The sequence below is a fragment of the Fulvivirga sp. M361 genome, assembly GCF_007097395.1.
Classification (GTDB): Bacteria; Bacteroidota; Bacteroidia; order Cytophagales; family Cyclobacteriaceae; genus Fulvivirga.
The window spans coordinates 288,675-307,003 of the sequence record NZ_VKDC01000007.1; the positions used below are offsets into that span (position 1 = coordinate 288,675).

An 18,329-nucleotide genomic window follows, 5' to 3' on the forward strand; every position below is an offset into this window, starting at 1 on the left:
GTTCCGGAGCCATGCATTATGCATGATTCCGGAAAATAGTTATTTAAGCTCCCAGTCTATAATCAAAACAGGAGCAGCACCTCCGTCAAAAGTTACAGCTTCTCTACCATCAGTGTTAATAGTTACACCAATGCTTGGTCCGCTATGTTCCATTATGAAGTTTATGCTGTTGCCAGCAGCCCAGTCGTCTCTGTCCATAATTTCCTGAACAATAGCAGATAAATCCAACGTTTTTTGAGCAGCCCCACTTTCACCCTCGGTCGACCATGTTGGAATATTCCATATCGCATTGGCCGTAGTTTTATCTCTGCCAGACACTTGGAAATCGGCATTCGTATACTCGGGAGCGTTACCAATGTTTTCTCCATAAATGGTCAATTGAACATCATTAGACCCGGTGTCATCTGCAGTAAATTGAATGGCCGCTGAAAGAATGTTTACATTCGATGGAATTTGGATGTTGTTAAACCTGAGGCCGATAGTTTGTAATCCATAATCCGGGCTGCCTGCGGTATCAAACTCTCCAAATTCAAGATCGCTACTATCAAATGGCGTCATACGCCCATCTTGTGCTTCTTCCACATCATCATTAGTTGCAGCAATAGGTACTTCTACCGTTCCTGAACTTACATCATTGTTTATTATGGCTATGATCAATTCTCTCCGGTTCGTTTCGGAAAGGCCTTGCCCCGATGGCAGCGAAAGTGTGATCGTTTTATCATCATCACCAACAGAATTGTCAATTAATGTGATCGATAGGTATTGGTTGTAGGCTGCATCACCGCTTTCTCCAAAAGAAATGTTCAGATCACCGGTCAGGACATAATCCACATCTCTCACAGCCGTACCTCCCAGAGTAATGGTTGTACTTTTTCCGGGCTTGATAGAGCTTATCCTTATTTGAATAGGCTCAGGATCATTTTCAAACTTCCCTATACTATCCACATCAAAGAATATGCGGTCAATATCCTCATCCAAAAGAGGTCCGATATTATCTACTTCGCACGACAGTGCTCCTAGAGCAGCGAGTATTATATATATGTATTTTTTCATTGTTTCTAATATTTAAACCTCTTAATATCCATCATTCTGTTTCATGTCAGGATTTGCCAAAATTTCATCCTGAGGAATTGGGTATACAAATCTAAAGTCGCCCGGTTGTAAGGTGCAGTTAAGTGTTATGCCTCTGCAGTCAACTCCTCTGTTGATAGCTTTGTTTGTTCTTCTCAAGTCAAACCATCGATGTCCTTCAGCTACCAGTTCCTTTCTTCTTTCCACCTGGATCGCTTCTTTAAGCTGTTCTCCACTGAGGTTCTCTGCAACATAAGCACTGATCCTATTACCTCTTAAGGTGTTTAAATCCGCCATCGCATCTGCATCTCTACCATCAATATTGGTATAAGCTTCAGCCCTGATGAGGTACATTTCGCTGACCCTAAGCACCTTGGCATTGTTCAGGCCGTTTTCACCACCACGCCCTGGATATTTAATGGTCAAATAGACATTGTCACTTATCGTTTCAGTATCTTCTAATACAAAAGTGCTGAATCGAATATCATTGGTTTTATCATAAAGATCTCCCAAAGAAGCGGTATAGGTAAACTGTTGCGGCATATTGAGAATTACATTATAAAGGCGACTACCTAAAGTGCCCTCATCTCGTGTAGCAAATAGAACACTAAACAAGACTTCGTCATTAATGTCATCTTCTTTCCATATCCCCGGATAATCACTAATACCGGCCAGGTTGTTAGTACTTATGACCTGTGAGGCATAATCTGCTGCATCTTCCCACTCTTCGGCGTAAAGTGATACTCTGGCGAGTAGGGCTAATACGGCTCTTTGGTCCATAAAATAAGGTCCATTTTCCTGTATATCTTCATCAACATCACCCAACATAGTCCTGGCTTTATCCAGATCATCAAACACCTGATCATAAACCTCAGTTACTGTGGCCCTTGGTGGAGTACCTATCTCAAAAAATGTAATAACCGGTACTGCAAGTTCTGTGGAGTTTCTATTGTACTGCTCTCCATAGTATCTGAGCAGGTCAAAGTGTCCTAAAGCCCTCAATGCATGGGCCTGTCCTACAATTCTGTTTTTAAAAGGCCCGTCTTCAAACTGATCCGCATTATTGATAACGGTATTGGCTCTAAAAATAAGCTGATAAGCTTCTCCCCAAACATCAATGTCGTTGCCTGCCGTGTACAACCAGTTGGTCTGGGTCCTGAAACGACCTCCGTTGGTAGGTCCTATTCTCATGTTATCGGCGAGTATATCTGGTAAATACACCATGGACTCTCGATATAATCCTTCACTCCTCAAGGTCGCATAAGCACCTAGAAGTGCCAATTCCAGGTCTTCTAAATTTTGAATCGCGATTTCAGCGGACAGCACGTCCGGTTGGACTATATCCAATTTGTCATCACAGGAAAGCACCACTATTAGGCATATGCTCATTAATACATATTTATATATCTTGATCATTCTGTTGTAGATTAAAATTTAACATCAACTCCTACTGTGTAAGTAGACAGTGCCGGATATTCGGCCCGTTCTTCTATGCCGGAGTTTTCAGGATCCAAACCGGAATAAGAAGTAAACGTAAGAACGTTCTGACCCTGGAGGTAAACGTTCAGTCCCGATATATGCAACCTGTCCGTTATCGTAGGAGGAAGCTGATAAGCAAGTCTCACATTTCTTAGCCTGATGAATGAGGCATCTTCAATGAACCCCGAATCACTAAAATACTCACCTTGTCTTGCACTGGGTATATCGGTTATATCACCAGGCTGCCTCCAAAGTCGCAGAGCATTCGTAGAAGCGCTTCCATTGCTTGTTTTTGTGGGATTATCCAGTGAAGTCCTTGCGGTATTCATGATGTACTTTCCTTCAGAGAAGGTAAATAACATTCTAAGAGTAAATCCCTTGTATCTTAGGGTGTTAGTAATGCCCCCAAAAAATCTTGGTGTTGCCGGTAACTCCGCAACACGATCGTTAAGGTCAAAGACTTCCGTTAATTCTCCATTGATGTTGTGCCATAAAAACCTTCCATTAGCCGGATTTACACCAGCCCTCCTTACTCTAAAGTGCATGGGATACTCAAGCCCCTCTCTGACCAGTATATTGCCGTCTAAAAATTCGCCATTGGGTAGTTTAGTTATTATTGTTCGGTTTCTAGAAATGTTAAAGTCTGTACTCCACTTAAAACCGCCTTTATCAATATTATTACTGCTAAGATTGATTTCAATCCCTCTGTTTCGCAAAGATCCGGTATTTCTCAACTGATCGTCAAACCCAGTAGTTTGCGAAAGCGGTGTGAAAATCAGCAGGTCTGTTGTTACCTCATTGTACCAATCAACGTTAAGGGATAAAAAATTATCAAATAGCGTCACATCAATTCCCAGGTTTAATTTTTGAGTTTGTTCCCACTTTAGATCGGGGTTAGACAGGTCTTCGGCAATGCCATTTATCCCTCCGTAAGAGCGTGGAACAAATATAGGTCGGGCTGCTGTATTACTAATATTTTGATTCCCAACAGTCCCATAACTGGCTCTGATTTTTCCATAATTTAAAAAGTCTAGTCCCGATGTGAAGTTTTCTTCACTGAAAGTCCAACCTAAACCCACAGAATAAAAGGTTCCAAAACGGTTATTGATCCCAAACCTATTGGACCCGTCACGCCGCACTCCTGCCGTTACATTGTATTTATTGTTGTAAGAATAATCAATGGTTCCAAATAGTGATGACAACGCATTTTCATTAATGCCTCCGCCAAAAATTGGGATGAAACCATTTTCGGGAGTACCTTGCGCACCACCTGCTATTGTATTGATCTTATCAAAACCAAACACTTCTACAGAAGTTTCTGTTTCCTTTTCCTGGAAAAACTCCTGATAAGCAGCTACCTGAAAAAAGTGCTCTTTGGCGATATCAAAATTATAATGGAGAGAGTTCGTCCCTGTTAGCAGGGTTCTCCTGCTAAAAGAATTTTCTAGCAGTCCTTGTCCACCTTGACGGGTTTGGCCTCTAAAGGATTGGGGGTCTACAAAGTCAACGTCATTTTCCTGTCTGTAGTTTAAGGACCAGTTCGAGACAACGCTCAACCCTTTTAGGAACGGAAATTTATACTCTCCCCTTAGACTTATAATAGCATTATCAGAGTCACGGTCCTCTATGGTTGTATTTGTCCGTTCTACAATATTTCTGCCTTCCAGTCCCAATACATATTCGCCTGTTACCGGATGTACCACTGGATTATAGGGGGCGGTTCTTATAGACCCGTAAAAAGAGTTGGATCTGCTAAAGCTTCCCTCGGACTGACTGTCCCTGGAATCAGTATGAGCCAAATAGACATTGGACCTTATCGTAAAGTTTTTTATTTCATGTTCAAGATTCAGTTTGACAGAATACCGGTCCAGATCAGACCTTAGCGCTATTCCTTCCTGGCTAAAGTAAGCCCCGGATAAGTAAAAAGTGGTATTTTCATTTCCTCCTGAAAGAGAGATCTCATGAGACTGTATCTTACCATTTCTAGTGGTGACATCCAGCCAATCGGTATTGATCTGCTTAAGGGAGTCAATGTCTCTCTGATTAAAGCCAACGGTAGAACCAGCCCCAAGCTCATGCTGTAGGTCAATATTTTGCGCGGATGTAAGTGGCTGGACTCCGTCATTATAGCCAGGCTTAGGCGAAAAGCCAAAATAGGTGCTGTATTCCATTCTTGTCTTTCCTTTCACTCCTTCTTTTGAAGTGATAACTACCACTCCTGCCGCTCCCCTGGAACCATATATCTGGGTGGCCGCAGCATCTTTCAAAATACTTAAGGAACCAATATCATTGGGATTAATAGCTGCAAAATCTCCGGCTGTTATTACGGTCCCATCCAGGATATATAATGGATCATCATTCGTATTTATTGACTTGATACCTCTTATATTAATAGCTGCTGATCTTCCAGGCTGACCAGTACCGGACTGAATAAGAACACCGGCAGCGTTACCTTGCAGGATATTATCGAAAGTAGCCATTGGTACTTTTTCAAGCCTGTCACTACTTACTGTGGCCAGTGACGAAGTAAGTTTTCTGGCATCTTTCTCTGTATAACCCACTACCACTACTTCTGACAATGTCCTGATATCTTCTTCTAAAACGATGTTAATAATTCCTCTATTACCCACTTCCACTTCCTTGGATCTATGTCCGATATAAGAAACTATTAAGGTTGAATTTTCAGGGACCATTAAAGTGTAATTCCCATTAATGTCCGTAATGGTGCCGATAGTAGTGCCTTTGACTACTATACTGACCCCAACCAGGGGTTCTTCATTTTCATCGGTTATTACACCCGTTATTTGAATATCCGCCACTTCATCGACGGCTATTTCCAAGCGGTCAGCTTTGGAAGACTGGTTTATAGATACCACATTAATATTATTATTAACCTGTCTGAACTTCAGGCTTGCCTTTTTCGATAAATCAATTAATAACTCGGCCACAGTGGTGTTTTTTTGTCGCCTTGTTATGGTTATATCTTTATCAATTTGATTATGGTCAACCGTGAAGATGAAATTTGTCTGTTCCTCGATCTTATTAAAAACCTCCACTAAAGTGGCGTCCTTGAAGCCTATATACACATTCACTTCTTTTACACTCCTATATTTCTGCGCATTCCCTTCTGCTGCCAAAATCAAATTTGAAAATATGCACATGACAACAAGGCTATAGACAGTGTATTTGGAGAGCATGATAATAACTGGTAAAAGTTTATTTTTCATAAATTTGTGCGTTTGTTTAATACTGATTAAATGAACTTTTAGTGCTCTTAATGGTCGATTAGTATATGTTGGAGCATGGATTAACCTGTCATTAAGGGCGATGTTATGACCGGTGATATTTATCACCGGTTTTTTTTATTAGCTTGTATTGAATAGCATGTCAATAAAGTTTTATTTGAATCGAATGATTACCTCGTTTTTACCTTTTTGGTAGTCAAATTTTAAGGTAAAAGCCAAACTCTTAAGTACACTGCTTAAGGGCTGGTCTTTGAAGGTCGTAGACAGACTTACTTTCTTCCTGGCAGTGTTTTCGACAGTAATGTCCACACCATACCAGCGCTCTAACTTGTTTTCTATGTCTGCCATGTTAGCTTGTTTGAAATAGATCGTTTTATTCTTCCAGGCAAGTATCTCTTCCATGTCAAAAGAACCTTCAGAGATTTTGGAAGATCCTTTATGGTAAACGGCTTGACGACCAGGCTCAAGAACTACTACCTTATTCTGAATATCACTGGAATCTATGGTGGCGACAGAGACCTTACCCGTAGACAGCGCCACGTTAGTATAATCTTCTTCAGGAAAGCTTCTTACGTTGAAAGAAGTACCTAATACAGTTGCCTTCAGTGCCTTGGTATATACAATAAACGGCGCTTCCAAGTCTTTTTTGATTTCAAAAAAGGCCTCACCTTCCAGGTGAACTTCTCTCAAACCATGATCAAATTTCTTGGGAAATGAAATTTTGCTCTCAGAGTTTAGCATAACTTTAGAGCCGTCTGGTAAAGTCACCTTCGATTTCTGACCTCTTGGATTGGATTTATGAACTGCTGCCAGAGGTATGTCCGTAGAAGTTTCCTCGTCAAAATCAATGAATCTATAGGTGCCAAAACAGATTATCGCTAAAATGACCAGAGAAGCTGCAATTTTGTAGAGGCTTGAAAGCTGGTTTTTTCGCTTTTTTTGGTATTCACCGGCAGTGATCTGTTGCTTGACCTTATCGGCAATGCTTGTGAGTTGGGCTTCACTGATCTCATCTTCCGCGAATGTCATTGAATGAAGAATGCGTCTTGCTTCTTCCATTTCAATTGTCTTTTCGGGGTGCTCTTTTAAAAGAGTATGCCATATCTCTTTTTCTTCAGTTCCCCTGTAGGCCAATAATATAAAGGCTTCATCAAACAGGAAATCCTGGACGGTATACTTTGAATAGTCTTTCTCCATTGTCAGGTAATAGTTAAGATTAAATACCCTTTACAAAAGAATAGAGACACTCGAATTAAATTTTACCCCATTGCGGTGAAAAAAAATGATGTAAGATCAAAAATGGAATACAGAAATGCTTAAGAATTTATAAAAAATCAGAGAGAAGTAGGGTGCAAGCTAGCATACCTAATTTCATATTCTCTTTTAGCGTGTTGATTGCCCTGGACATCAGTTTATAGATCGCCTTGGTTTCTATTTCCATTACCTGGGCTACTTCAGCAAAAGATAATTTTTGTTGATACTTTAGGAAAATAGCTTCACGTTGCCTCGGAGTTAGCCTTTTTAGCGCTTCCGCTAAGCGGTCTTGTTGGCTTCGCTGTTCTTCTTCATTAATGAATTCTGACTGGATGGAGGGCTGCAGAGGAAATTCATAGTCCAGCAGGTCATCGGATAACCCCAAAGACGTACGTTTTTTTAAGCGGTGAATTTCTCTCAATAATCTTCTTTTGAAGGCCTTGAATAGATAAGCTTCAACATTTTCAACGTCTGATAATCTATGTCGTTTTTCCCAAAAGTCAACAAAAAGATCTTGAATGACATCTTCAACCAGTTTATCATCCTGGGCTATTTTAAAACCATAATTATAAAGAGACCTAATATACCTTAGATAGATAGTATTCAGAGCATGCTGATCGTTTGCCTTCAATTGAGTCCACAATTGGCCATCTGATAATTTTGAATGGTCCGGTCCCTCTTCTATCATCAAATTTAAAATGCAACTATTTCTAACACAGCGTCAAAGAAAGCATAATTAACAATGCATGATCACTTTTCCGAGCGAAATATAGTAAACAATGACTTAACCCGGAATATAGTAAACAAAAGCTTACTAATTAATAACATAGCCTTCATCTATGGTGTAAAATACAATGAGTTTTTCTAAGATGCTTCTAATTTTTGGAAGCCTTTTCCATTTTGCTTAGAAAAATATAGCGTTGTGATGTAATTGTTCGGAATAAGTACAAAAGTGTTCCTGAAGTGGGATAGACAGACGGTGTGTTTTTTGTTCTCAGTGGGGCTTACCCTTTGGGTCTTGACTTCAGTTTGGTCCTTAAAGGGAGTAGGATATTTAAACAGAGGCGAATATAACCTGATTCTATCTATACAGGCATAAAAAAAGCTCTATACACCATGTATAGAGCTTTGTGAGCGGTCCGGACGAGACTCGAACTCGCGACCTCCTGCGTGACAGGCAGGCATTCTAACCAACTGAACTACCGGACCAAATTGTATTTTTAAATCCCTTTCGTTTAAGGTGGTGCAAATGTATAGTGACTGGAATATAAAAGCAATAGATATTCTGAAATTTATTTTATGAATTACTTCAGGCTGTTAATATCATTGACCGACTATTGAAATAGATATTAAATGATATTTTTGTACCTTCCTTAACCAGAATATATATGCTACTGGAATTTGAAAAGCCTATTGCCGAACTAGAGGCGAAACTACATGATATGAAAAAGCTGGCCGCAGATAGTGATGTGAACATAAAAGATGCGGTGACTTCGCTCGAAAATAAAATAGTTACCCTTAAGCAGGAGACATTTGAAAATCTAACGCGCTGGCAGCGCGTCCAGTTATCACGTCACCCTGAGCGCCCTTATACACTGGATTATATCTATGAAATTGCGAATGATTTTGTGGAATTGCATGGTGATCGCAGCGTAAGGGACGATAAAGCCATGGTAGGGGGTTTTGCTACTATAAACAAACAGACCGTTATGATTATTGGCCAGCAAAAAGGCCGGAATACCAAGCAGCGCCAGGAGCGTAATTTTGGTATGGCTAATCCTGACGGTTATAGAAAGGCACTTCGATTGATGAAAATGGCCGAAAAATTTGGTAAGCCTATTGTGACACTTATTGATACTCCGGGGGCCTTTCCCGGGCTGGAGGCTGAAGAACGCGGACAAGGTGAGGCTATCGCGCGTAACCTGCGTGAAATGTTCATGTTAAAAGTGCCGGTAATCTGTATTATAATAGGAGAGGGTGCTTCCGGGGGCGCATTGGGGATTGCCATAGGTGACAAAGTACTTATGCTTGAAAATACCTGGTATTCTGTAATTTCGCCGGAGTCGTGTTCCTCCATATTATGGAGAAGTTGGGATTACAAAGAAGAAGCTGCTGAGGCATTAAAACTAACTGCTAAAGATATGGCGGAGTTAAAAATAGTTGATGGCATCGTTAAAGAGCCTTTAGGTGGAGCCCATACCGATGTGAAATGGATGGCAGGTCAGCTTAAAAAGGTGATCATTGAAAATATTGCAGAGCTTAATAAGATTGACCCTGAAACAAGAATAGCGCAGCGTATTGATAAATTCTGTGCCATGGGGACATACCAGGAATGATAAATATCAGGGATATAAAAAAACCACAGGTGAATAGCTTGTGGTTTTTTTATATCCCCCTATTTTTAGGTGCACAGTATAAATATACCTTATAATTAACCCGAAAGTAGCATATGAAACTTCACGTAATCAATACAGGATTTTTTAAACTAGATGGAGGAGCCATGTTTGGCGTAGTGCCTAAGAGCATTTGGCAAAGAACAAACCCAACAGATGAAAATAACATGTGCCAGTGGGCCATGCGATGTTTATTAATAGAAGATGGAGAGCAACTGATCCTTATTGATAATGGAATAGGGGATAAGCAAAGCGAAAAGTTTTTTAGCTATTATTACCTTAGTGGTGATGACAGCCTTCACAATTCATTGAAGCAATCAGGCTTTTCAGCCGACGATGTCACTGATATGTTCCTCACCCATCTGCACTTTGATCATTGTGGCGGAGGTGTTAAAAATAATGCGGGTGAGCTAACATTTGAAAATGCTAACTACTGGTCAAACAAGGACCATTGGCAATGGGCCATAGAACCTAACCCCAGGGAAAAGGCCAGTTTCATGAAGGAAAATATTCTTCCCATGGAAGAAAGCGGTCATTTGAAATTTGTTGATTTTGATAAACCCAGTCCGTTTTCGCAATTCGATGTTTTAAGTATGGACGGCCATACAGATAAACAAATGCTGCCCAAAATCAAATATAAAGAACATACCATCGTTTTTGCGGCAGATTTATTGCCGTCAATTGGACATATTCCCGTACCATATGTTATGGGATATGATACCAGGCCACTGCTGACCATGATAGAAAAGGCAGATTTCATGCAAGAGGCGGCGGATAATAACTATGTTCTCTTTTTGGAGCATGACCCTGTTAACGAATGTTGTACAGTAAAACATACCGATAGAGGGGTACGTCTGGATCAAACGTTCCCACTAAAAGAAATATTATAAATAGCAGTATGCATGATGTAGGCCTTGTATTATCGGGTGGAGGAGTAAGGGGGGTAGCTCATCTTGGGGTGATCAAAGCCCTTGAAGAAAATGATGTACATATTTCAGCTATTTCAGGTGCAAGCGCCGGCGCTATAATAGGGACATTTTATGCAGCCGGGTTTTCTGTAGAACGGATCCTTGAAATTATTACAGAAATTAAAACTGCCCGCTTTTTACAGCTGGCGATGAGCTGGAAAGGGGTATTAAAAATGGATGCTATTAATAAGTTCATAAGCAAACATTTAAAAGAAGATACCTTTGAGTCTTTAAAGATACCCCTTTACGCGGCGGCAACGAATATTAAAACGGGAAAAACTACCTATTTTGATAAAGGACCATTGGTGCCGGCCATTTGTGCGTCCTCCTGTATACCTGTGTTATTTGATCCGGTGGCGTTTGACGGCCAGCTATATGTGGATGGAGGGATACTAAATAACTTGCCGGTGGAGCCGATAAGGGAAAAGTGTGCGTTGGTGATAGCCTCTCATTCCAATCCGGTAGACTCCGATTATGATGCGAAAAACGCTAAGGATGTCATGGAGAGGTCGTTGATGATGGCCATTACGTGCAATGTTTACAGCAGACGGCACTTATGTGATTACTTTATCGAGCCGGCCGGACTGGAAGAGTATAAAGTTTTGGATATCAACAAAGCAGAGGAAATTTTCAAAATAGGTTACCAGGAAGCTATTACATATTTAGAACATTCCGATTTAAAAGATAGGCTTTGAAGACGGATGGTTAAGCTATAATTTGAAGTTATTCATGTAATTTTTAGCAATAAATGGTGGCCCCTTAAGTTGAACTATAGCCTGTACAATTTGATCGGTATAAAAATTGTTTTCACGGGTTTCCATATGCGCTTTTTTCGTATCATTGAGAAAACTTAAAATAGTATTATGAAAAAAATCTCCCTAGTTGTCTTATTTGCTTTAATGGTTGGCGTATTTACTGCGCAAGGTCAAACACGTATCGGCGGTGGCTTCGCTTATGGTACTGATGTAGAAGAATTTGGTCTTAACCTGAACGGTGAATTCTTTTTAAAAGATAATCTGGCCCTGTCCCCTGAGGTAAATATTTTCTTTATTGAAGGAGATAATGGCTTTTGGACGCTTAATGCCGATGCTCACTTTTATTTTGCAGGCTCCAGTGCAGCTTCAGTTTATGGTTTAGCAGGTTTAAACTTGTCTACGTTTAAGTTTGAAACTGCTACTGGAGAAAATGAAACCGACTCTGAACTTGGTTTGAACCTGGGGATAGGATCGAACTTCGATATTAATTCTGTGATTACACCTTTTGCGCAGTTCAAATTTGTGATCAATGATTTTGACCAGGCTGTTTTGTCATTCGGGATCCGCTATGACTTGAATTAGCGGTACTTGAAGTACGATTCATAGTCAGGTTTCAACAAACCAATCTATTATGAAAAAATTAACACTTTTAACCATTGTCTTATTAGTAGGAATAGTAGTGCAATCCAATGCCCAGGCTGGCTTTAGGTTAGGGCTGAAAGGAGGGCTTAACTTTGCCAATATAGATACGGATACGGATGCTAGTTCCAGAACGGGATATCATGTGGGGGCATTCGCAACTATTAAAGTATCGAAGTTCGCCATACAACCTGAATTGATCTATTCATCACAAGGAGCTGAATTTGAATTTAGTGGAGTTGAAGATGCTAAGTCAAATTTTAATTATCTGAATATCCCGGTATTGCTCAAGCTGTATTTAATAGGAGGGCTTAACCTTCAGCTTGGACCACAGTTTGGGTTTCTTTTAAACGCAGAAAGTGATAATGACGTTTTGGAAGAACTTGCACAGACTTCTGATCTCAAAGATGCTTACAAAGGCTCGGATGTTAGCCTGGGGATAGGAGCAGGTATTGATCTTCCATTTGGCCTGACAGCAGATGCAAGATATAATCTGGGGCTGTCAGAGATTGATGATAATGTTGCTCTGGCTTCTCAAAAGAACCAGGTTTTCCAGCTTTCCATTGGCTACAGGTTCATAAGCCTTGGAAAATAATGATCATAATCGGATGGCGAATTCGCCATCCGATACTCAATTTACATGGATCAGGTAGTAGTTCTTCTTCCCCTTTTGGGCAAGCAGGTATTTATCCTGTAATAATAAAAACTCAGCTTTCTGATTTGGATCTGTAAGCTTCTGTTTATTAATACTTACCCCACCGCCTTGTATCAGTCTTCGGGCTTCGCCTTTGGATTTAAAAATAGTGCCTTCTGTAGTTTCCGAAAGGAGTTCCGTTACATCACTGGAAGCCTCTAAGGCTGCTTTTGTTACATCTACTTTAGGTACTCCATCAAACACTGCCAGTAGTGTTCGTTCATCCAATGAAGTCAGATCATCTGTAGTAGATTTACCAAAAAGGATTTGTGAGGCTTTTACCGCCATCTCATAGTCTTCTTCAGAATGTACTCTTGTTGTGATGTCTTTAGCAAGGGCCTGTTGTAATTTTCTTTCATGAGGAGCTTCGGCATGTGCTTTTTCAAGTGCTTCGATCTCATCTTTACTGAGCAATGAGAAGATTCTGATGTAAGAAGAAGCGTCTACATCAGAAGCATTCATCCAATATTGATAAAAAAGATAAGGAGATGTTTTTTCAGGATCTAACCATACATTGCCTCCCTCGGTTTTGCCAAATTTGCTGCCATCCGCTTTTTTGATCAATGGAGTGGTTACTGCAAAAGCCTCACCCTGGCCTTTTCTTCGGATCAGTTCTGTGCCTGTAACGATATTTCCCCATTGGTCTGATCCCCCCAGTTGTATTTTGCAATGCTTGTTTTCGTATAGCCAGTAGAAGTCATATCCCTGTACTAACTGATAACTGAATTCTGTAAAAGACAGCCCGGTTTCCAGACGCTGTTTCACCGAATCTTTTGCCATCATATAATTTACCGTAATGTGTTTACCTACATCACGTATAAAATCAAGGAAAGAGAAGTCTTTAAACCAGTCGTGATTATTTACCATTTCTGCCGCATTATCACCACATTCAAAGTCCAGGAATTTTTCCAACTGTTTTCTCACACAGGAAAGGTTATGTTGTAATATGTCTTCCGACAGCAGATTTCGTTCGGCAGATTTACCGGAAGGGTCGCCCACCATACCGGTAGCGCCACCTACCAAAGCGATGGGTTTGTGTCCTGCTCGCTGGAAGTGCACCAACGTCATGATCTGTACCAGGCTACCAATGTGTAAAGAGTCGGCGGTAGGGTCAAACCCAATGTATCCGGCGGTCATTTCTTTGGCCAGTTGTTGCTCTGTTCCAGGCATAATATCATGTACCATGCCCCTCCACTTTAACTCTGCTATAAAATCTTTCATATCATTCATTCATCAGGGGTGCAAATATAGAGAACTCGTTATGGAAACTTTTTACTTTTGCCGACGCGGTTTGAAAATAATCGTTTCAAGTATCCTGTCATTCAACACGATAATTAACCGTTTGAATGCTGTATTCTTTTCTTCCCTTAAAACTGAAACAAAACGCGATTATAACAGTCTATAATAAGAGTTAACCTAATACCTGCCAAAACTTATGAATCTCAGACAAATAATTATTGTGGTCATTGGCCTGGTCATTCTTGTAGGGTCAGTAGCGCTTTCCGGCATGCTGTCTAAGATGAAAGAGCCACCAAAGAAAGAGGAACCGAAAGAAATTCGGAAATATGTAAAAACCCAACCGGTAAAATATGATGAAGTCCAGACCAACATTGTTGCTTTTGGACGGGTCAGGACTGCTGAGATGTTAGACCTGATTGCTGAAGTCTCCGGTAGAATGACCTCCGGGTCAAAGCCTTTGAAAGAAGGTCAGCGGTTTTTTAAAGGAGACTTACTGTTTAAAATTGATGATACTGAAGCCCGGCTTCAATTGCAATCCAAGAAAAGTGATTTCCTTAGAGATCTTGCGGCTATCCTCCCAGATATGAAGATCGATTTTTCTGATAATTATGAAGCTTGGGAAAGGTATTTCCAATCTATAGAGCTCGATAAAAACCTTCCGGAGCTGCCGAATTATAAGTCGAGTAAGGAGAAGACATTCATTGCAACAAAGAGTATCTTCAGTAATTACTATTCTATTAAAAGTGATGAAGCCAACCTGAGAAAGCACCGCTATTATGCGCCATTCAGCGGTAACATTTCTACGGTTGATTTACAGTCAGGTTCATTTGTAAACCCTGGGAATAATATTGGTAAGTTCATCCGTTCTGATAAACTCGAATTAAAGGTGGATGTGGACTCAAAGGACATAGAATGGGTGCAATTGGGGGGAGACGTATCCATTACCTCAGAAGGGGGAAATCAATGGAATGGTGTGGTAAACAGGATCGGTGAATATGTAAACCCTGAAACACAATCGATCGATGTATTCATTGCTATAGCACGTGGTGAGCGCAGGCTCTATGATGGTCAGTACCTAACGGCAGAAATACCGGCAAGGAAAGTGGAAAATGGTATGGTGATTCCCAGGAATTCTATCTTCAATGGGTCTGAAGTCTATGTGCTGGCTGATTCCATATTAAAAATAAGAGAAGTAAATATACTTCGCTATAATGAGGAGACGGCCATTTTTGACGGACTGGCAGAAGGTGAACAAGTGGTAGTGGAACCTCTGATCAATGCGCATAATAATATGAAAGCCTATAAATCTGAGGTAGTTACAGAGAAGGACATTGATTTGGAAAATAAATCTGCCAGGGCAAAATTAGTAAATAACTAAGATCATGCTGAATTCAGTTAAAGGCCTGGTAGAATACTTTGTAAAGTATCCCATTCTGGCCAATATCATTATAGCACTAACACTTATTGGGGGTATTGCTTCGTTTTTTGGGACCAAAAAATCGTTTTTCCCTTCCAGGAAAATTAATAATATTTCCATCCTGGTGGCATATCCCGGCGCTTCTCCGGAAGAGATGGAAGAGGGTGTCACAACAAAAATTGAAGAGTCCATCACCAGTATTGCTGGTATTGATGAAGTAAACTCGAACAGCTCTGAAAATAATGCTTCCATATCGATAACGGTGTTGGAGAATTATGACATTGATGAAGTGTATACTGAAGTGAAGAATGCAGTGGATGCCATTAGTTCATTCCCACAGGACGCAGAGAAACCGGTTATCTATAAGATAAAACCCACTACACCTTCACAATGGCTGGCCATTACCGGAGATGTAGATCTTTATACCTTAAAAAAATATGGAGAAAGAATAGAAGATGATTTGCTTGCTTCAGGTGTGGTATCCCAGCTTAATCTAATGGGCTTTAACGATAGGGAAATATCTATTGAGGTCACTGAAAATGATCTTCGCAGGTATGGCATAACCTTCGATCAGGTCGCATCAGCTGTCCGGCTGAATAACCTTGATATATCTGCAGGGTCGATCAAGTCTACTTCGGAAGAAATACTCATCCGGTCAAAAGCAAAAGAAACAGATGCTGAGCTTATCGGAGATATTGTTTTGAAGTCGAACGAAGATGGCAGCAAGTTACTGTTGAGAGATATTGGCACCATTAAAGAACAGTTTGCAGATGTGCCAAATAAATGGACGATAAATGGTCAAAGAGCAGTTTTCGTACAAGTACTTAAGCTGGAAGATGAAGATCTGCAAGAGATATCAGAATATATTAACACCTACGCGGATGAATTCAATGCATCCAACTCCGTAGTGCAGCTGATCGTTTCTTTTGATTTTATGGATTACCTGAATCAACGCTTAGAGATGCTAACCACCAATGGGATGATAGGTTTGCTTCTGGTACTTGTTGCTTTAGGACTATTTTTAAGTATACGGCTTTCTGCCTGGGTAGCGTGGGGTATACCCTCCTCTTTTTTGGGGATGTTCATCCTTGGAGCGTTCTTTGGGTTGACCATTAACATGATATCTCTTTTTGGGATGATCCTTGTCATCGGTATTTTGGTAGATGACGGTATCGTGATCGCCGAAAATATCTATTCACATTTTGAGAAAACGGGAAACCCCATTAAAGCTGCCGTAAATGGCACCATGGAAGTGCTACCTGCTGTTACCACTTCGGTTACCACGACTATTGTTGCTTTCATGCCTTTATTCTTTTTAACCGGAGGTTTTGAGTTTTTAAAAGATATGGCCTTTGTGGTGGTAGCCAGTCTTAGCTTTTCTCTGTTGGAAGCATTTTTTGTTTTACCGGCTCACCTTGCCAGTAAGTCAGTACTTTCAGTGAAAAGTGAGGACACAAGAAGCTTTAAGATCAGAAAGCAAATTAACCGGTTTGTAGATTGGATGCGATATGATCTGTATGGAAATGCACTGAAATATACCATGAAGTATCGTGTTATATCCGTTTGCACCTTAATAGCTCTTTTCCCCATTATGGGTGGGCTGTTTGGTGGTGGGTTTATTAAATCCACCTTCTTTCCAAATATTCCATTTACCAATTTTGAAATTGATATCGCCTTTAAACCCGGTACGCGTGAGCAGGTAACTGAAGGCTATCTCAGGAAGTTTGAAAATATAGTATGGGAGGTAAATGATGAACTTAAAGAACAGGTGGGTGATGGGAAAGACATCATGAAATTTACATTTAGCGGACTAGGCTCGACAAGTGATGGAGGCGATAATGGTAGCCATGCCGGTCAGATATCTGTTTTTTACAGAGAACTGGATGGTACAGGCATTAATGAATATGACATTATAAATGGGATCAGGGATAAGATAGGGGAGGTGCCGGACGCTGAAAAGCTGCTGGTAGGTGGTCAGAACAGGTTTGGTAAACCTATTTCCATACGATTACTCGGGGCAGATTATGATGAGCTCCAACGGGCCAGAGACGATTTAAAGAATGAATTACGTAAAATAACTCAACTCAAAGACGTACAGGATAACGTACAGATTGGCAGAAGGGAGATGTTATTTGATCTGAAACCTGAAGCCTACTTCATGGGACTTACTCATTCGGACATTACCAGCCAGGTAAGGCAAGGCTTTTTTGGTGAGGAGGTACAACGACTCCAAAAAGGTTCGGATGAAGTACGTGTATGGGTAAGGTACCCCGAAGGAGACAGGATCAGTGTGACACAGTTGGAGGATATGAAGGTCAAAGTCAATGACTCTGAATTTCCGTTAACCCAGTTGACAGATTATGACATTGAGCGTGGGTTAAGTGGAATAAGACACTATAACGCTAAAAGAGCTATTACCGTGGAAGCGGATATGGTTGACCCTTTTGGCGAAGTACCACCAATCCTTAAAGACGTACAAGAGAATATTATTCCCAAAGTTTTACAGAACTATACCTCTGTAGAGGTCGATTACGGAGGGCAATCAAAAGAAAGTGAACGGGCCCAATCCCAGATAGGGTTGTTTTTCGGAGGGGCATTTCTGCTTATTTTCTTTATTCTGATGCTCACCTTTAAATCCTTTTACCAGGCGGTGATGATCATAGCTATGATACCACTTGGGTGGATAGGAGCTTCCATTGGGCACGGCATAGAAGGCCTTCCGGTTTCGTTGCTAAGCGCCTGGGGTATGATAGCACTATCCGGGGTGATCATTAATGATGCAGTAGTTTTTCTGGCCAAATTCAATACACTGGTGAAAGAAGAAAAGCAAGGTGTCTATCAGGCAGCTTACAATGCCGGATTAGCGCGTTTCCGCCCTATTATGCTTACCTCTATTACCACGGTGGCGGGTTTGTGGCCGTTGATCATGGAGAAGAGTTTTCAGGCACAATTCTTAATTCCTATGGCAGTTTCTGTGGCTTATGGTGTGCTGATCGGAACATTCATTATACTTCTCTTCTTCCCTGTTATTATTCTTTTCTTTAATGACGTGCGGCGGTATGCTAAATGGCTATGGACAGGTACTAAGCCTGAAAGAGAGGATGTGGAACGGGTATTGATAGATGAACGCAGACTGGAGCAGTACAGAGAGTCCGCATGATAAAATTACTTGTGT

The 18,329-nt window shown here is 40.8% G+C and carries 13 protein-coding genes and 1 tRNA gene; 7 read left to right on the forward strand and 7 right to left on the reverse strand.

The genetic code is table 11. The features are described 5' to 3' along the window. Positions 1 to 39 precede the first annotated feature (39 nt). From FNH22_RS10450 to FNH22_RS10475, 6 genes are all read right to left on the reverse strand, one after another. Positions 40 to 1,053, reverse strand: coding sequence for a hypothetical protein (locus FNH22_RS10450; RefSeq protein WP_143398304.1), 1,014 nt, complete (start codon positions 1,051 to 1,053; stop codon positions 40 to 42). Positions 1,054 to 1,074: 21 nt separating this feature from the next. Further along, positions 1,075 to 2,487, reverse strand: coding sequence for a RagB/SusD family nutrient uptake outer membrane protein (locus tag FNH22_RS10455; protein WP_143398305.1), 1,413 nt, complete (start codon positions 2,485 to 2,487; stop codon positions 1,075 to 1,077). A gap of 11 nt (positions 2,488 to 2,498) precedes the next feature. Further along, a complete protein-coding gene (locus FNH22_RS10460) occupies positions 2,499 to 5,777 on the reverse strand; it encodes a TonB-dependent receptor (RefSeq protein WP_143398306.1) in 3,279 nt (1,092 codons plus the stop codon). Between the two features lie 171 nt (positions 5,778 to 5,948). Next, positions 5,949 to 6,992 carry a FecR family protein gene (locus FNH22_RS10465; protein ID WP_143398307.1) on the reverse strand — a complete coding sequence of 348 codons (1,044 nt, stop codon included), beginning with the start codon at positions 6,990 to 6,992 and terminating at the stop codon, positions 5,949 to 5,951. Positions 6,993 to 7,119: 127 nt separating this feature from the next. Beyond that, the gene (locus FNH22_RS10470; protein ID WP_143398308.1) at positions 7,120 to 7,737 is read right to left on the reverse strand and encodes an RNA polymerase sigma factor; all 618 of its coding nucleotides are present in this window, start codon (positions 7,735 to 7,737) and stop codon (positions 7,120 to 7,122) included. A 447-nt stretch (positions 7,738 to 8,184) separates the two neighbouring features. Continuing rightward, positions 8,185 to 8,258 (reverse strand) — tRNA-Asp (locus FNH22_RS10475). Positions 8,259 to 8,437: 179 nt separating this feature from the next. On the opposite strand from FNH22_RS10475, the gene FNH22_RS10480 reads away from it, so the two are divergent. The 5 genes from FNH22_RS10480 to FNH22_RS10500 all read left to right on the forward strand — a co-directional run bounded on the left by FNH22_RS10480 (position 8,438) and on the right by FNH22_RS10500 (position 12,399). Next, positions 8,438 to 9,385, forward strand: a complete 948-nt coding sequence (locus FNH22_RS10480) for an acetyl-CoA carboxylase carboxyltransferase subunit alpha (RefSeq protein ID WP_143398309.1) — start codon at positions 8,438 to 8,440, stop codon at positions 9,383 to 9,385. 113 nt (positions 9,386 to 9,498) lie between these two features. Next, complete coding sequence (locus FNH22_RS10485; protein WP_143398310.1) at positions 9,499 to 10,332, forward strand: MBL fold metallo-hydrolase; 834 nt, start codon at positions 9,499 to 9,501, stop codon at positions 10,330 to 10,332. 8 nt (positions 10,333 to 10,340) lie between these two features. Then, entirely contained in the window at positions 10,341 to 11,105 is a 765-nt protein-coding gene (locus tag FNH22_RS10490; protein ID WP_143398311.1) for a patatin-like phospholipase family protein, read from the forward strand. A 168-nt stretch (positions 11,106 to 11,273) separates the two neighbouring features. After that, on the forward strand, positions 11,274 to 11,747 hold the full coding sequence (locus tag FNH22_RS10495) for a hypothetical protein (protein WP_143398312.1): 474 nt from the start codon (positions 11,274 to 11,276) through the stop codon (positions 11,745 to 11,747). A 49-nt stretch (positions 11,748 to 11,796) separates the two neighbouring features. Then, positions 11,797 to 12,399, forward strand: a complete 603-nt coding sequence (locus FNH22_RS10500) for a porin family protein (RefSeq protein WP_143398313.1) — start codon at positions 11,797 to 11,799, stop codon at positions 12,397 to 12,399. A gap of 36 nt (positions 12,400 to 12,435) precedes the next feature. On the opposite strand, the gene tyrS is transcribed toward FNH22_RS10500, so the two are convergent. Beyond that, positions 12,436 to 13,719, reverse strand: coding sequence for a tyrosine--tRNA ligase (tyrS, locus tag FNH22_RS10505; RefSeq protein WP_143398314.1), 1,284 nt, complete (start codon positions 13,717 to 13,719; stop codon positions 12,436 to 12,438). Between the two features lie 214 nt (positions 13,720 to 13,933). On the opposite strand from tyrS, the gene FNH22_RS10510 reads away from it, so the two are divergent. Next, the gene (locus tag FNH22_RS10510) at positions 13,934 to 15,115 is read left to right on the forward strand and encodes an efflux RND transporter periplasmic adaptor subunit (RefSeq protein WP_143398315.1); all 1,182 of its coding nucleotides are present in this window, start codon (positions 13,934 to 13,936) and stop codon (positions 15,113 to 15,115) included. Between the two features lie 4 nt (positions 15,116 to 15,119). Continuing rightward, positions 15,120 to 18,314: an efflux RND transporter permease subunit gene (locus tag FNH22_RS10515; protein ID WP_143398316.1), complete on the forward strand. Its 3,195-nt coding sequence runs from the start codon at positions 15,120 to 15,122 to the stop codon at positions 18,312 to 18,314. Positions 18,315 to 18,329 lie beyond the last annotated feature (15 nt).

Bases quoted from the DNA above. Each gene is read 5' to 3' on its own strand.
- FNH22_RS10450 (WP_143398304.1), bottom strand. From the start codon at position 1,053: ATGAAAAAATACATATATATAATACTCGCTGCTCTAGGAGCACTGTCG.
- FNH22_RS10455 (WP_143398305.1), bottom strand. From the start codon at position 2,487: ATGATCAAGATATATAAATATGTATTAATGAGCATATGCCTAATAGTG.
- FNH22_RS10460 (WP_143398306.1), bottom strand. From the start codon at position 5,777: ATGAAAAATAAACTTTTACCAGTTATTATCATGCTCTCCAAATACACT.
- FNH22_RS10465 (WP_143398307.1), bottom strand. From the start codon at position 6,992: ATGGAGAAAGACTATTCAAAGTATACCGTCCAGGATTTCCTGTTTGAT.
- FNH22_RS10470 (WP_143398308.1), bottom strand. From the start codon at position 7,737: ATGATAGAAGAGGGACCGGACCATTCAAAATTATCAGATGGCCAATTG.
- FNH22_RS10480 (WP_143398309.1), top strand. From the start codon at position 8,438: ATGCTACTGGAATTTGAAAAGCCTATTGCCGAACTAGAGGCGAAACTA.
- FNH22_RS10485 (WP_143398310.1), top strand. From the start codon at position 9,499: ATGAAACTTCACGTAATCAATACAGGATTTTTTAAACTAGATGGAGGA.
- FNH22_RS10490 (WP_143398311.1), top strand. From the start codon at position 10,341: ATGCATGATGTAGGCCTTGTATTATCGGGTGGAGGAGTAAGGGGGGTA.
- FNH22_RS10495 (WP_143398312.1), top strand. From the start codon at position 11,274: ATGAAAAAAATCTCCCTAGTTGTCTTATTTGCTTTAATGGTTGGCGTA.
- FNH22_RS10500 (WP_143398313.1), top strand. From the start codon at position 11,797: ATGAAAAAATTAACACTTTTAACCATTGTCTTATTAGTAGGAATAGTA.
- tyrS (WP_143398314.1), bottom strand. From the start codon at position 13,719: ATGAAAGATTTTATAGCAGAGTTAAAGTGGAGGGGCATGGTACATGAT.
- FNH22_RS10510 (WP_143398315.1), top strand. From the start codon at position 13,934: ATGAATCTCAGACAAATAATTATTGTGGTCATTGGCCTGGTCATTCTT.
- FNH22_RS10515 (WP_143398316.1), top strand. From the start codon at position 15,120: ATGCTGAATTCAGTTAAAGGCCTGGTAGAATACTTTGTAAAGTATCCC.